Source organism: Streptomyces eurythermus (assembly GCF_014649115.1).
Lineage (GTDB): Bacteria > Actinomycetota > Actinomycetes > Streptomycetales > Streptomycetaceae > Streptomyces > Streptomyces eurythermus.
Genome location: NZ_BMSK01000004.1, coordinates 447249 through 459945, shown reverse-complemented (window position 1 = coordinate 459945; position 12697 = coordinate 447249). Strand labels below are relative to the sequence as shown.

The 12697-nt window shown below is 74.6% G+C and carries 9 protein-coding genes; 1 reads left to right on the top strand and 8 read right to left on the bottom strand.

The window, feature by feature from the left end; all coding sequences use genetic code 11:
- Positions 1–112: 112 nt before the first annotated feature.
- The 7 genes from sucB to cobT form a co-directional block, all read right to left on the bottom strand.
- Entirely contained in the window at positions 113–1918 is a 1806-nt protein-coding gene (gene sucB / locus IE251_RS09955; RefSeq protein ID WP_189752531.1) for a 2-oxoglutarate dehydrogenase, E2 component, dihydrolipoamide succinyltransferase, read from the bottom strand.
- A gap of 62 nt (positions 1919–1980) precedes the next feature.
- Positions 1981–3369 carry a dihydrolipoyl dehydrogenase gene (gene lpdA, locus IE251_RS09950; protein WP_030783177.1) on the bottom strand — a complete coding sequence of 463 codons (1389 nt, stop codon included), beginning with the start codon at positions 3367–3369 and terminating at the stop codon, positions 1981–1983.
- 245 nt (positions 3370–3614) lie between these two features.
- The gene (locus IE251_RS09945; protein ID WP_189752530.1) at positions 3615–5153 is read right to left on the bottom strand and encodes a leucyl aminopeptidase; all 1539 of its coding nucleotides are present in this window, start codon (positions 5151–5153) and stop codon (positions 3615–3617) included.
- A gap of 228 nt (positions 5154–5381) precedes the next feature.
- Positions 5382–6140, bottom strand: a complete 759-nt coding sequence (locus IE251_RS09940) for an adenosylcobinamide-GDP ribazoletransferase (protein WP_229896683.1) — start codon at positions 6138–6140, stop codon at positions 5382–5384.
- Positions 6141–6641: 501 nt separating this feature from the next.
- A complete protein-coding gene (locus IE251_RS09935) occupies positions 6642–7370 on the bottom strand; it encodes a hypothetical protein (RefSeq protein WP_229896676.1) in 729 nt (242 codons plus the stop codon).
- A gap of 7 nt (positions 7371–7377) precedes the next feature.
- Positions 7378–9177, bottom strand: a complete 1800-nt coding sequence (locus IE251_RS09930) for a phosphatidylglycerol lysyltransferase domain-containing protein (RefSeq protein WP_189752528.1) — start codon at positions 9175–9177, stop codon at positions 7378–7380.
- 78 nt (positions 9178–9255) lie between these two features.
- Positions 9256–10353 (bottom strand): nicotinate-nucleotide--dimethylbenzimidazole phosphoribosyltransferase, encoded by a 1098-nt coding sequence (gene cobT, locus IE251_RS09925; protein ID WP_189752527.1) that lies wholly within the window; start codon positions 10351–10353, stop codon positions 9256–9258.
- A 133-nt stretch (positions 10354–10486) separates the two neighbouring features.
- Between cobT and IE251_RS09920 the strand changes: the two genes are divergently transcribed.
- Positions 10487–11470: a class I SAM-dependent methyltransferase gene (locus IE251_RS09920; protein WP_189752526.1), complete on the top strand. Its 984-nt coding sequence runs from the start codon at positions 10487–10489 to the stop codon at positions 11468–11470.
- An 11-nt stretch (positions 11471–11481) separates the two neighbouring features.
- Here IE251_RS09920 and IE251_RS09915 read toward each other — a convergent pair whose 3' ends face one another.
- Positions 11482–12684, bottom strand: a complete 1203-nt coding sequence (locus tag IE251_RS09915) for a bifunctional adenosylcobinamide kinase/adenosylcobinamide-phosphate guanylyltransferase (protein ID WP_189752525.1) — start codon at positions 12682–12684, stop codon at positions 11482–11484.
- Positions 12685–12697 lie beyond the last annotated feature (13 nt).

Below are 12697 nucleotides of genomic sequence, written 5' to 3'. Positions count from 1 at the left end.
ACGAACACCCCGCCCGGAAAAAGCTCCGGACGGGGCGTTCGTACGCCTGATCAGGCGCGATGGGGTCGGAGGCCGAGCACCACGTCGCTACGGTGCTCGGCCCGAGAGCCGCTCAGAGGCCGAGCTCGACCTCGAACTCGCCCGCCTCCAGGATCGCCTTGACGGCCGTCAGGTAACGGGCCGCGTCGGCGCCGTCCACCAGACGGTGGTCGTAGGAGAGGGTCAGGTAGGTCATGTCGCGGACGCCGATGACCGTGCCCTCCTCGGTCTCGATGACGGCCGGACGCTTGACCGTGGCACCGATGCCGAGGATCGCGACCTGGCCCGGCGGCACGATGATCGTGTCGAACAGCGCGCCGCGCGAACCGGTGTTGGAGATGGTGAAGGTCGCGCCGGACAGCTCGTCCGGAGTGATCTTGCTCGCCCGGACCTTGCCCGCCAGCTCCGCCGTGGCCTTGGCGATACCGGCGATGTTCAGGTCGCCGGCGTTCTTGATGACCGGGGTCATCAGGCCCTTCTCGGAGTCCACCGCGATACCGACGTGCTCGGTGTCGAAGTAGGTGATGGTCCCCTCGGCCTCGTTGATCTTGGCATTGATGGCCGGGTGGGCCTTCAGCGCCTGCGCGGCGGCCTTGACGAAGAACGGCATCGGGGAGAGCTTGACGCCCTCGCGGGCCGCGAAGGAGTCCTTCGCCCGGGCGCGCAGCTTCATCAGGCGGGTGACGTCGACCTCGACGACCGACGACAGCTGCGCCTGCTCGTGCAGCGCCTTGACCATGTTGTCGCCGATGACCTTGCGGATGCGGGGCATCTTGACGGTCTGGCCGCGCAGCGGGGAGGCCTCCAGCGCAGGGGCCTTCTTCGCGGCGGCGGCCGGGGCGGCCGCGGCGGGGGCCGGAGCGGCGGCGGCCTTCGCGGCCTCGGCGGCGGCGAGGACGTCCTGCTTGCGGATCCGGCCGCCGACGCCGGTGCCCTTGACGGTGGCCAGGTCGACGCCGTTCTCGGCGGCGAGCTTGCGCACCAGCGGGGTCACGTACGCGCCCTCGTCGGTCGCCTGGGTGGCGGTCGGCGAGGTCGGCGCGGTGGCCGGGGTGACCGGAGCCGGAGCCGGGGCGGGCGCCGGAGCCGGGGCGGCAGCGGCGGGAGCCGGAGCAGGCGCGGGAGCCGGGGCCGGGGCAGGCGCGGGCGCCGGGGCAGCGGCCGGAGCGGGCGCCGGAGCCGGAGCCGGAGCCGGGGCGGCCGCGGGGGCGGCCGGGGCGGACTCGGCGGCGGGGGCCGGAGCGGCACCCGGGGCACCGATGACGGCGAGCTTGGCGCCGACCTCGGCCGTCTCGTCCTCGCCGACCACGATCTCCAGCAGCACACCCGAGGCGGGGGCGGGGATCTCGGTGTCGACCTTGTCCGTGGAGACCTCGAGCAGCGGCTCGTCGGCCTCGACGGTGTCGCCGACCGACTTCAGCCAGCGGGTCACGGTGCCCTCGGTGACGGACTCGCCCAGCGCGGGCAGGACCACGTCGGTGCCCTGCGCGCCACCGGCCTCGGCGGCCGGAGCGGCCTCGGCGGCGGGCGCCGGAGCCGGGGCCGGAGCCTCGGCGGCCGGGGCGGGCTCGGCGACGGGGGCCGGAGCCTCGGCCGGGGCGGCCTCGGCGGCGGGGGCCGGAGCGGCGGCGGGCGCACCCGTGCCGTCGTCGATGAGGGCCAGCTCGGCGCCGACCTCGACCGTCTCGTCCTCGGCCACCTTGATGGAGGCCAGGATGCCCGAGGCGGGGGCGGGGATCTCGGTGTCGACCTTGTCCGTCGAGACCTCGAGCAGCGGCTCGTCGGCCTCGACGCGCTCGCCCTCGGCCTTCAGCCAGCGGGTGACAGTGCCCTCGGTGACGCTCTCGCCGAGCGCCGGAAGGGTTACGGAAACCGCCATGGTTTCGGTTACTCCTAACGAATTGCGGAAGTCTGTGTCGTCGCGCCCGAAGACGGAAGGCGTCAGTCGTGCATGTGGAGGGGCTTGCCGGCCAGGGCCAGGTGGGCCTCGCCGAGCGCCTCGTTCTGCGTCGGGTGGGCGTGGATGAGCTGGGCCACCTCGGACGGCAGCGCCTCCCAGTTGTAGATCAGCTGCGCCTCGCCGACCTGCTCGCCCATGCGGTCGCCCACCATGTGGACGCCGACCACGGCACCGTCCTTGACCTGGACGAGCTTGATCTCGCCCGCGGTCTTCAGGATCCGGCTCTTGCCGTTGCCGCCGAGCGGGAACTTGATGGAGACGACCTTGTCCGCGCCGTAGACCTCCTTGGCCTTGGCCTCCGTGATACCGACGGAGGCGACCTCCGGGTGGCAGTACGTCACCCGCGGAACACCGTCGTAGTCGATCGGGACGACCTTCAGACCGGCCAGGCGCTCCGCCACCAGGATGCCCTCGGCGAAGCCGACGTGCGCGAGCTGGAGGGTCGGGACGAGGTCACCGACGGCGGAGATGGTCGGGACGTTGGTGCGCATGTACTCGTCGACGAGCACGTAGCCGCGGTCCATCGCGACGCCCTGCTCCTCGTAGCCGAGGCCCTGGGAGACCGGGCCGCGGCCGACGGCGACGAGCAGCAGCTCGGCCTCGAACTCCTTGCCGTCGGCCAGGGTGACCTTCACACCGTCCTGGGTGTACTCGGCCTTCTGGAAGAAGGTGCCCAGGTTGAACTTGATGCCGCGCTTGCGGAAGGCGCGCTCGAGAAGCTTGGAGGAGTTCTCGTCCTCGACCGGGACGAGGTGCTTCAGGCCCTCGATGACCGTGACGTCGGCACCGAAGGACTTCCACGCCGAGGCGAACTCGACGCCGATGACACCGCCGCCCAGGATGATGGCGGACTTCGGCACGCGGTCCAGGACCAGGGCGTGGTCGGAGGAGATGATGCGGTTGCCGTCGATCTCCAGGCCCGGCAGGGACTTCGGCACGGAGCCGGTCGCCAGCAGGATGTGGCGGCCCTGGATCCGCTGGCCGTTCACGTCGACGGAGGTGGGGGAGGACAGCCGGCCCTCACCCTCGATGTACGTCACCTTGCGCGAGGCGATCAGACCCTGCAGACCCTTGTACAGGCCCGAGATGACCTCGTCCTTGTACTTGTGGACGGCCGGGACGTCGATGCCCTCGAAGGAGGCCTTGACGCCGAACTGCTCGCTCTCGCGGGCCTGGTCGGCGATCTCGCCCGCGTGGAGCAGAGCCTTGGTGGGGATGCAACCCTTGTGCAGGCAGGTGCCGCCGACCTTGTCCTTCTCGATCAGGGCGACGTCCAGGCCCAGCTGAGCCCCGCGCAGGGCCGCGGCGTAACCACCGCTACCACCGCCGAGGATCACTAGGTCGAAAACGGTGCTGGCGTCGTTCGCCACGTCACGTCCTCCATGCATGTGCGCCGTGCGCCGGTCGGCGATGACCGGCAGGCGGCTGGTGTCCGGCCGCTTGATGCTTCGGCCCTTCGGTGGGGGCCCTGTCCTGCCGGGCTCCATCTTTGCACTTGTCGGACGGGATCGAGACGCCGGGCCGGTGTGTGAGACGTCCCACGTTCGGCACCCGAAGGGGCGCGGGGAACCGGACGGCCGGCCCCCCGCGCCCCGAACCGGGCCCGCGGGCGCCCTCAGCCGAGGTCGCCCTCGGCCGTGAGCTCGGCCAGCCGGACCAGCGTTCGCACCGCGGAGCCCGTGCCGCCCTTCGGGGTGTACCCGAACGGGCCGCCCTCGTTGAACGCCGGCCCGGCGATGTCCAGGTGCGCCCAGGTGATGCCCTCGCCCACGAACTCGCGCAGGAACAGGCCGGCCACCAGCCCGCCGCCCCAGCGCTCGCCCATGTTCGCGATGTCGGCCACCTGCGAGTCCATGCCCTTGCGCAGGTGCTCCGGCAGCGGCATCGGCCAGGCCGGCTCGCCGACCTCCTCGGCCGCCTCGTGCACCGCGGAGCGGAACGCCTCGTCGTTGGCCATGACACCGAACGTCCGGGTACCGAGCGCCAGCATCATCGCGCCGGTCAGCGTGGCGACGTCCACGATCGCGTCCGGGTTCTCCTGCGAGGCCGCCCACAGCGCGTCGGCGAGCACCAGCCGGCCCTCGGCGTCGGTGTTGAGCACCTCGACCGTCTTGCCGCTGTACATGCGCAGCACGTCACCCGGGCGGACGGCGGAGCCGGACGGCATGTTCTCGGCCAGCGCCAGCCAGCCGGTGACGTCGACCTCCAGGCCGAGCCGGGCGGCGGCGACGACCGCGGCGAACACGGCGGCGGCACCGCTCATGTCGCACTTCATCGTCTCGTTGTGCCCGGCCGGCTTCAGGGAGATGCCGCCCGAGTCGTAGGTGATGCCCTTGCCGACGAACGCCAGGTGCTTGTCCGCCTTCGGGTGCTTGTACGACAGCTTGACCAGGCGCGGGGTGGCCGCCGAGCCGCCGCCGACGCCGAGGATGCCGCCGTAGCCGCCCTTGACCAGGGCCTTGTCGTCGAGCACCTGCACCTTGATGCCGTGCTCCTTGGCCGCGGTCTGCGCGAGCGCGGCGAAGGCGGCGGGGGTGAGGTCGTTCGGCGGCATGTTGACCAGGTCGCGGGCGCGGTTCAGCTCCTCGCTGACCGCGACCGCGCGGGCGAGCGCGCCCTTGTGGGCGGCGTCGCGCGGCTTGCCGCCGAGCAGCGCGGCCTCGGCCAGCGGCGCCTTGCCGTTCTTGGCCTTGGCGTTCTTGGCGTCCTGGGCGCCGCCCTTGTAGGCGTCGAAGGAGTAGGCGCCGAGCAGGACGCCCTCGCCGATGGCGCCGATCGCGCCGGGGCCGTCCACGGGCAGCGCGAACGCGGCCTTCCGGGACCCGGAGAGCGCGCGGGCGGCCACACCGGCGGCCTTGCGCAGCGCCTCGGCGTCGTAACCGGCGTCCTCGTCCGCGGGCTCCGCGCCCAGGCCCACCGCCACCACGAGCGGGGCCTTGAAGCCGGCCGGCGCGGGCAGCTTCGTCAGCTCGCCCTCGGCACCCGAGGCACCGAGGGTCTCCAGGACGCCGGCCAGCTTGCCGTCGTACGCCTTGTCCACGGCCTCGGCGCCCGGCGCGACGACGGGCCCCTGGGCACCCTTGGCGACACCGATCACGATCGCGTCGGCCCGCAGGCCGGGCGCCGCGGCGGTGCTGAGAGTCAGAGCAGTCACGGTGGTGAGTTCTCGCTTCCGATGTGAAGTTGCAGTGGCCGAAATGGGGTGGGTCGACCGGGCCCGACAGCCGACCCTAGGTCCAGGCCTGGGGACAGGTGGCAACCGGGGCCTTCACCCTGTCGGCGAACACCCGGGACGAGCCTACGCGCGTGGGTGCGGTCGATCATTCCTTCGGGTGGTCCCCCGCGTGTGGCGTCGCGACCGGGCCGGGCTGCCCGCCGCATGTCAGCGGCCCAGCGAGAGCACCACGAGCGCGGCCGTCGCCGCCGTCTCCGCGAGCGCGCCGAACACGTCGCCGGTGACCCCGCCGAACCGGCGTACGCACCGCCGCAGCAGCGGTTCGGCGACCGCGAGCGCGGCGGCCACCGCGAGGGCGGTGCGCGCGCCGTCGTACCAGCCGAGGCAGGCGCCCGCCGCCCCGGCCGCCGCCGTCACCGCGGCCGCGGCCCCCAGCGCGGCGGGCACCGGCACCACCCCGGCCACGGCCGCGCCCAGCCCCTCCGGGCGGGCGGCCGGCACGGTGGTGCGGGCGGCCAGGGTGAGCGCCAGCCGGGCGGTGACCGCCGAGACCACGGCCGCCAGGGCGCCCCGCGCCCAGGAGCCGCCGTAGAGCTGGGCCAGTACGGCCACCTGGGCCAGCAGCACCAGGACGAGGGTGAGCACTCCGAACGGTCCGATGTCCGACTGCTTCATGATGCGCAGCGCGTCCTCGGCGGGCTTGCCGCTGCCCAGCCCGTCGGCGGTGTCGGCCAGCCCGTCCAGGTGCAGTCCGCGGGTCAGCGCGGCGGGTACGGCGACCGAGGCGACGGCGGCGAGCGGCGCACCGGCGCCGAGCAGGAGCAGCAGCAGGCCGAGCCCGGCCGCGCAGCCGCCGACGACCAGCCCGGCCAGCGGGGCGCACAGCATCCCGCCGCGCGCCGCCGCCCGGTCCCACCGGCGCACCCGCACGGGCAGCACGGTGAGCGTCCCGAAGGCGAACCGCAGACCGTCGGAGACGGAGGACGGGGGAGAGGCGGGCGGCGGGGACGACGAGGAGGACGAAGAGGACGAGGGGGACGAAGACGAGGACGAGGAGGACGACGTGGACACCGGCGCAGGGTACCGGTCGGTTCCGGACCCCCGGGGCGGATGGGCGGGCGGTCCGGGCCCCGGGCCATGTGAGCGGGCGGTCTCGGCTGCCGGGGCGCGCGGGTGGATGGTTCGGGTGGTGCCGGGCCCTCTCGGGCCGCGCGGGCCGGTGGTTCCGGGTCCCGGGGGCGCGTCGGTGGGCGGTTCGGGATGCCGGGCTGCGCCGGCGGGCGGTGTCGGACCCCCGGGCTGCGCGGCCGGGTGGCCTTCCGGGGCCCCGCGCCATCCGGGCGGGCCGGGCAACCGTCCGGCGAGCGGGCTTCGGGCCCGGGCCGGTGGCGGGTGCGTCCCTCGCCCGGTCGGCTCCTCCGGCCTTCCCGCTTGGCCGGTCTTCCGGTGACGGGCCCGGAGCCGGCCTCAGGTCCGGACCGGTGGGGTGCCCGGGTCCCGGCCGGGCCGGCCGGCCGGGCCGCGGTGCGGGCGGGGGCGGTCCGGGTCGCGGTGCCGCAGGGCCGCCAGCAGGCACAGCAGGCCCACCGCGGTGAGCGCGGCCAGGTGTTCCTTGCCCGCCAGGTTCTCCTTCAGCAGCACCTCGGCGACCATCGCCAGGGTCACCGCGCCCGCCGTCGCGTAGGCGCCGTACCGCCAGCCCACGTACACCGCGAGTCCCACGACCGCCGCCGACGGGCCGGTGTCCACCACCTGCGCGTCGGTCCAAGGCAGCCCGAACGGGGCGTGCGCGCCGAGGGTGACGCCGAGGCGCGCGTACAGGGTCCCGGCGAGCGTGGCGGCGTAGGCGATGGCCAGCGTCCGCCACCGGCCCAGGCACAGCTCCGCGATCCCGAACACCAGCAGGATCTGCGCCAGCGCCCCCCACACCGGCAGGTCCGGCGCGGGCACGAACAGCGACAGCGGGGTGCGCAGCAGGGCCGGCCACAGCGGGTCGTCGGCCCGTACGGCGCCCAGGTTCCGCACCAACGGGTCTCCCCACGGCTGGTTCTGCGCGTAGTGGAGGAACGCCGTCAGGCCCACCGCGGCCGCGGTCAGCGGCAGCGCGGACGGCCCCCGCCGGCGCAGCGGGCCGCGCACCGCGGCGTACAGCGGGCCCCACTCGGCCCGGGCCCAGCGGGCGAGCGTTCTCCTCATGTGCTCCTCATCCCCGTACGGTCGTCGGTGCGTCGCGCAGCTGCCTCCGGCGCGGCCACCCGGGCGGTCCCGGCGCCTCCAGGAACCCCTCCGCGCGGGCCGAGGCGAGGCCGATGCGCGGCAGGTCGGCGGTCTTCTCGAAGAGCAGGAACCGCGGTTCCCAGATGGGCCGGTACTTGGCGTTGGCGCGGTACAGCGACTCGATCTGCCACCAGCGGGAGAAGAAGGCGAGCAGCGACCGCCACAGCCTCAGCACCGGCCCGGCGCCGAGGCGCGCGCCACGTTCGAAGACCGAGCGGAACATCGCGAAGTTGAGCGAGACCTGCGTGATGCCGATCTCGCGGGCGCGCCGCAGCAGCTCGATGACCATGAACTCCATCAGCCCGTTGGCGTGGCCGTCGACGTCCCGTTCCCGCCGCATGAGGTCCAGCGACAGCCCGTGCGGGCCCCACGGCACGAAGGACAGCAGCGCCCGCAGCCGCCCCTCGGCGTCCACGCACTCCAGCATCACGCACCGGCCGTCGCGGGAGTCCCCGAGCCGGCCCAGCGCCATGCTGAAGCCGCGCTCGGTCGCGCCGTCCCGCCAGTCGTCGGCGCGCTCGACGAGGTACGCCATCTCGGCCGCCGGGATGTCCTCGTGGCGCCGGACGCGCACCCGGTACCCGGCCCGCCGCATCCGGTTGTACGCCTGCCGGACGGTGCGCATGGCCCGCCCCTCCAGCGTGAACCCGTCGACCTCCACGACCGCCTCGTCCCCGAGTTCCAGCGCGTCCAGGCCGTGCCGGGCGTAGACCGTGCCGGCCTCCTCGCTCGCGCCCATCACCGCCGGGATCCAGCCGTGCGCCCGCGCCTCGGCCAGCCACGGCGCGATCGCCCCCGGCCAGGCCTCCGGGTCCCCGAGCGGATCCCCGGACGCCAGGCTCACCCCGCCGACGACGCGGTAGGCGACGGCGGCCTTCCCGGTCGGGGACCACACGACGCTCTTCTCCCGGCGCAGCGCGAAGTAGCCGAGGGAGTCCCTTTCACCGTGCCGCTCCAGCAGTTCCCGCAGCCGTTTCTCGTCGTCCTCGGTGAGCGGGTCGACGGCGCGCCGGGAGCGGAAGGCGGCGTACAGCACGGCCAGGAGCAGGGCGGTGCTGAGCACGTTGACGGTCACGTTCGCCCAGTTGGGCGGGTCGAGGCCGGGGAAGCGGGACTCCTCGGCGGCCACCGACACCAGTCGCAGGGTGCCGTAGTACCAGCGTTCGGGGAACGTCGAGCGGGCCGCGTCCGGCGCCTGGTTGGTGACCGTCACCAGCAGCCCGGCCAGCAGGCTCGCGGCCAGGCCGCCGCCGACGGCCACGGTCGCCGCGAGCCGGGGGTTGGAGCGGTCGCCCTTGGCGTAGAACTCCCGGCGGCCGATGAGCAGCGCGACCGTGAAGGCGGCCGTCAGCGCCAGGGAGACCCAGTTCTGGGCGTACCGGCGGATCTCCGGGAAGGTCATGGCGAACGCGAGCAGGGCCAGGAAGAGCCCGCTCAGCACCAGGTTCAGGATCCAGGCGGCCCGTTTGCGGCGGCGCATGGTGATGGCCAGGAAGGCGGTGAACACACCGGAGGCGAAGCCGGCCGTCAGCAGGTAGGGCGTGAAGAAGTCGTCCTGGTTGTGCCGGCGCACGTCCTGGCCGAGCGAGACCCACACCGCGCTGAGGAAGTTGACGAACGCGACGGTCCGCAGATACCAGACGGCGCACGCGGCGGCCCGCCGGGAAGCCCCGGCGGCCCACCGCGCCTCCGCGCGCCGCGCCAGGACGATTCGGGCGTCTCCCATAAAGGGTGATCATATGGGCGCGATTGCGGTAAATCGCACTTTTCGCGCCCCTGTCCGCCCGTGGCAGCGGCGGCGGCATCAGTCCATGGACTGTTCCTTCTCCGCCGTCTCCTCCGCCGGCTCCTCCGCCGGCTCCTTCTCGGGCAGCTCCGCGGCCAGCGCGGCGGCGGCCCGCACCAGCGGCAGCGCCAGCAGCGCGCCCACGCCCTCGCCGACCTTCACCCCCTGCTCCAGCAGCGGCTCCAGGGCCATCCGGTCCAGCGCCTTGGCCTGTCCCGGCTCCCCGCTCGCGTGCCCGGCCAGCCACCAGTCCGGCGCCCGGAAGGCGATCCGCTGGGCGACCAGCGCGCACGCGGTGGCCACGACCCCGTCGAGGATCACCGGCAGCCTGCGCACCGCGCACTGCAACAGGAACCCGGTCATCGCCGCCAGATCCGCCCCGCCCACGGCCGCCAGCAGCTGGAGCTGGTCGCCGAGCACCGGCCGGGCCCGCCGGAGCGCGTCCCGGATCGCCGCGCACTTGCGCATCCACGTCAGGTCGTCGATCGCGAGCCCGCCGCGCCCGGTCACCACGGACGCGTCGGTGCCGCACAGCGCGGCGATCAGCACCGCCGCCGGCGTGGTCCCGCCCACGCTGACATCGCCGAGAACCACCAGATCGGTGCCCGAGTCGGCCTCCTCGTCGGCGACCGCGACCCCGGCCCGCAGCGCGGCCTCGGTCTCCTCCAGGGTGAGCGCGTCCTCGACGTCGATACGGCCGCTGCCGCGCCGTACCCGGTGCCGCACCACATCCGGCGGGAAGGCGTCCAGCGGGCAGTCCAGGGCCATGTCCACGACCCGTACCGGCACCTCCAGCCGGCGGGCGAGCACCGAGACGGGGCTCGCGCCCTCCAGCACCGCCCGCACCAGCTGTTCCGCGCCGCCCGCCGGCCGCGCGGAGACACCCAGCCGGGCGACACCGTGGTCACCGGCGAAGAGCACCACCCGCGGCCGTTCGACCGGCCGCACCGGCACCTCGCCCCGCGCGGCGGCCAGCCACTCGCCCAGCTCGTCGAGGCGGCCCAGCGCCCCGGGCGGCACGATCTGGCGCTCCCGCCGGGTCTCGGCGTCACGGCGTACGCCCCCGTCCGGGCGCTCGATCAGATCGGTGAAATCGTCCAGATTAAGGCTGCTCATTCGCCGAACAGTACCGCCCGGCCGCGAACCGCCCGGCGCCACATCGCCACCACACCCCCACGATGTCTTTGCACCTCGGATCGGCATCCCATACGTTCCGCTTTGCCGCGGAATGTCGCACAGGGAGCCGCCCATGCCGACCACGCCCCTCACCCCGCAGTTCACCACCCCCTACGACCCCTTCCTGGAGCCGCGCCGCGAGGACTGCCCCTGGTGCGGCTCCCGGCGCCTGCGCACTCGGCTGCGCGCCCCCGACCCGCTGCGCCACCGGGCCGGCACCTTCACCGTCGACGCCTGCGGCGACTGCGGCCACGCCTTCCAGAACCCCCGGCTCGGCGCGGAGGGACTCGCCTTCTTCCACCGGGACTCCTACGAGCGGCAGCTGGAGGAGCTCGCCGCCCGGGTGCTGTCCGCCCGCGCGGTCCGGCGCCGGCACCGGGACACCGCCTGGCGCCTGTCGGCCCTCGGCGAACCCGAGAGCTGGCTGGACGTCGGCACCGGGCACGCCCGCTTTCCCGAGGCGGCGAAGGAGTTCTTCCCGTACACCAGCTTCGACGGGCTCGACCCCACGGCGCGGGTCGAACAGGCGCTGCTGGAGGGCCGGGTGGAGGAGGCGCACCGCGGCTATCTGACGACCCCCGGGATGGCGGCCCGGCTGCGCGCCCGCTACGACGTGGTCACCATGTTCCGCCATCTGGAGCACACCCCCGACCCGCGCGCCGAACTCCGCGCCGCGCTGACCGTGCTGCGTCCCGGCGGCCACCTGGTCGTCGAAGTCCCGGACCCGGCGTGCGTGTTCGCCGCGCTGCTGGGCCGGTGGTGGTTCCCCTACGGGCAGCCGCGCCATCTGCACCTGGTGCCGCGGGCCAACCTGTGCGCGGAGCTGGCCGGCCTGGGCTGCGCGATCCTCGTCGTGGACCGCAAGGCCCCGCACATCCCCTACGACCTGTCGGCGGCCGTCGCCCTGTCCCTGGCCCACGCCCACCCGGCGCTCCACCTGGCCGCCGCGCCGGCGCTGGCGCTGGCCTCGGCCGTGGATCGCGGGGGCGCTCCGCTGTTCCGGCGGACCCGGTTCTCCAACGCGTACCGGGTGGTGGTGCGGAAGGACAGGGGGTAGCAGGGCCCGCCTCACCCCCGCAGCACCACCGCCTGGCCCGCCACCACCAGGACCACCTGTTCGCACTCGTTCGCGAACGCCGCGTTCACCCGGCCGAGTTCGTCGCGGTAGCGGCGGCCGGAGGGGGTCGCGGGGACGATGCCCGAGCCGACCTCGTTGGACACCGCGACCACGGTCCGCCGGGTGGCGCGCACCGCGTCGGTCAGCTCCCGTACGCGCTCCCGCAGCAGCTTCTCGCCCCCGCCCGCCCACTCCGCGTCGTCCCACGCCCCCACGGAATCCATCACGTCCGTCAGCCACAGCGACAGGCAGTCGATCAGCACCGGCGGCCCGTCCTCGGCCAGCAGCGGCACCAGGTCGGTGGTCTCCGCCGTACGCCACGACCCCGGCCGCCGCTCCCGGTGCGCGGCCACCCGTGCCGCCCACTCGGTGTCCCCGCCGCGCGTGCCGCCCGTCGCCACGTACAGCACGTCCGGGAACGTCTCCAGCCGCCGCTCCGCCTCCACCGACTTGCCCGAGCGGGCCCCGCCCAGCACCAGCGTCCGGCGCGGCACGTCCGGCACCTCCTCGTACGCCCCGACCACCAGCGTCGTACCGTCCGGCACCGCCCGCGCCCCGGCCGCCGCGAGCCGGCGCCGCAGCTCCGGGCCGGCCGGCACATCGTGGTCCAGGTGGACGGCGACCACGTCGGTCGTGGGGCCCGCCGAGCCCACCGCCCGGAGCCGGGCGAGCGCGTCCGGGCGGCCCACGACGTCCGCGAGGACCATGTCGTAGGACTGCGCGGTGGCCTGCTCCAGACCGGCCGGTGCCGCGCCCGGCGGCAGGTACAGCAGCCGCTCCCCCTCCGGCCCGGTCACCGCGTACCCGGTGCCGCCCGCGTCCATCGCCACCGCCCGCACCCGATGCCCCGTCAGCAGCGCCAGCTCCCGCCCGTCCGGGACCCGGCCGGGCTGCGGCAGCCCGGCCGGCACCTCCACCGCCGGGCCGTCGTGCGGATGCGACAGCAGCACCTGCCGTACCCCGCCGAGCGAATGCCCGGCGCGCGCCGCCGCGAACGCCGCGCCCGGCGTGAGGTCGAGCAGCAGCGCGTCGTCCACGAGCACCGCGGTCGCGGCCCGCGCGTTCGGCCCTAGCGCGCTCGCGCAGACGGCGCAGGAACAGTCGGGACGAGGCAGTCCGGCGGGGGCACCGGTACCGAGCAGAGTGATTTCCACGGACCGATTTTCG

Bases quoted from the DNA above. Each gene is read 5' to 3' on its own strand.
- sucB (WP_189752531.1), bottom strand. From the start codon at position 1,918: ATGGCGGTTTCCGTAACCCTTCCGGCGCTCGGCGAGAGCGTCACCGAG.
- cobT (WP_189752527.1), bottom strand. From the start codon at position 10,353: ATGAGCAGCCTTAATCTGGACGATTTCACCGATCTGATCGAGCGCCCG.
- IE251_RS09920 (WP_189752526.1), top strand. From the start codon at position 10,487: ATGCCGACCACGCCCCTCACCCCGCAGTTCACCACCCCCTACGACCCC.
- IE251_RS09935 (WP_229896676.1), bottom strand. From the start codon at position 7,370: ATGAGGAGAACGCTCGCCCGCTGGGCCCGGGCCGAGTGGGGCCCGCTG.
- IE251_RS09930 (WP_189752528.1), bottom strand. From the start codon at position 9,177: ATGGGAGACGCCCGAATCGTCCTGGCGCGGCGCGCGGAGGCGCGGTGG.